The organism is Micromonospora sp. NPDC049102, from assembly GCF_043197485.1.
Taxonomy (GTDB): Bacteria; Actinomycetota; Actinomycetes; order Mycobacteriales; family Micromonosporaceae; genus Micromonospora.
Genome location: NZ_JBICTE010000074.1, coordinates 1 through 1,062 on the forward strand (window position 1 = coordinate 1; position 1,062 = coordinate 1,062).

The window sequence follows — 1,062 nt, forward strand, 5'->3', positions numbered from 1 at the left end:
TCAGCGCGTTGTCGTAGGAGTCGCCGACGGAGCCCATCGAGGGCAGGATCCCGTTGTCCTGTAAGCGTTCCGCGAAGCGAAACGACGTGTAGTTCGACCCACGGTCGCTGTGGTGGATCAGTTGGCCGTCACGGACGTCACGCGACCAGATGCCGTATTCGAGGGCGGCGAGGATCAGGTCGGTGTCGCAGCGGTCGGAGGTCTTCCACCCGAGGATCCGACGGGAGAACACATCCCGGACCGCGGCCAGCCAGAACACGCCCTGACCGCAGGGGATGCGGGTGGCGTCGGCGACCCACAGCCGGTTCGGCCCGGTCGCGGTGAACTGCCGGTTGACCAGATCCGGTGCCGGCGTGTGCCGGGGGTCCTACCGGGTGGAGCCGCCGCGCCAGCCGCGCCGCAGGAACGCACCCTGCCAACCCTGGGCCGCCATCAACCGCTCCACCCGCTTGCGGCCCACACCGATGCCGTCGCGGCGTAACTGCCGGTGGACCCGGTCCGCGCCGTAGGTGCGCCCAGAGGTCTCCCAGATCTCGTGGATGTTCGACAGCAGGCCCAGGACGACCACATCGCGGTCGCAGGGCTGTTCGACCTGCTTGACCCACGCGTAGTAGGTCGAGGCGCCGATGTTCAGGACCCGTAGCAGGAGCGCGACCGCGAACAGGTCACGATGTTCATGGATGAACCTCATGACCGTCGCCGGGTCGGGTCGAGCTCCGCCGCGAAATACGCGCTCGCGGCCTTCAAGATCTCATTCGCCCGACGTAACTCCGCGTTCTCCTTCAACAGCCGGCGGTTCTCGGCCACCATGTCGCTGCTGGGCCGATCGTCGCGCTCGCCCGCGTCGGCCTCGGCCTGCCGGATCCAGTTCCGCAACGCCTCGTGATGCACGCCCAACTGCTCCGCCAGGCGCCGGAACACCGGCTTCGGGTCCGACTCGCGGTACAAACGCACAGCGCGTTGACGCAACTCATCGGGGTACTTCTTCGGTGCCGCCACAGAAACTTCCTCCCCATGGCCATCAGACCATGACTACGAAGCTCCATCAAAGCGGGTAGCTCA

The 1,062-nt window shown here is 66.9% G+C and carries 3 protein-coding genes; all 3 read right to left on the reverse strand.

Annotation, left to right across the window (positions count from 1 at the left end):
• A partial coding sequence (locus ACGFH9_RS30830; RefSeq protein WP_393226398.1) for a transposase occupies positions 1-259 on the reverse strand: 259 nt, incomplete at its 3' end.
• 108 nt (positions 260-367) lie between these two features.
• Positions 368-691 carry an IS3 family transposase gene (locus ACGFH9_RS30835; RefSeq protein WP_393226401.1) on the reverse strand — a complete coding sequence of 108 codons (324 nt, stop codon included), beginning with the start codon at positions 689-691 and terminating at the stop codon, positions 368-370.
• On the reverse strand, positions 688-999 hold the full coding sequence (locus tag ACGFH9_RS30840) for a transposase (RefSeq protein ID WP_393226404.1): 312 nt from the start codon (positions 997-999) through the stop codon (positions 688-690). The genes ACGFH9_RS30835 and ACGFH9_RS30840 overlap by 4 nt, the downstream gene beginning before the upstream one ends.
• Positions 1,000-1,062: the final 63 nt, after the last annotated feature.